Below are 263 nucleotides of genomic sequence, written 5' to 3' on the forward strand. Positions count from 1 at the left end.
AAGATAAGGAGAGGTGCGATCAGCCCCCCGGTTTCACCGGCTCATACCCCCCGTGCCGCACAAAGTGCGGCGTGAACACGCGCCTTGGCGGCGGCGACAGCGGACTCCAGCGTATTGCCCCGCGCCATGCCGCATGCGATGGCGCTGGCCAGTCGGCAGCCGGTTCCCCGCAGCGCCGCATCGACGCGGGGTGCGGGAAAACGCCGCTCATCCGATTCCGAGCGGTAGAGGATATCCACACTCTCCGCCCCCTCCGAATGGCC

1 protein-coding gene is annotated in these 263 nt (G+C 68.1%); it reads right to left on the minus strand.

Features of this window, described 5'->3' with window-relative positions:
* Positions 1-41: 41 nt before the first annotated feature.
* On the minus strand, positions 42-263 hold a 222-nt coding region (locus A3764_RS22055; protein WP_201722497.1), incomplete at its 5' end, for a bifunctional hydroxymethylpyrimidine kinase/phosphomethylpyrimidine kinase.

Origin of the sequence: Sulfitobacter sp. HI0129 (assembly GCF_001635395.1) — a bacterium.
Lineage (GTDB): Bacteria > Pseudomonadota > Alphaproteobacteria > Rhodobacterales > Rhodobacteraceae > Sulfitobacter.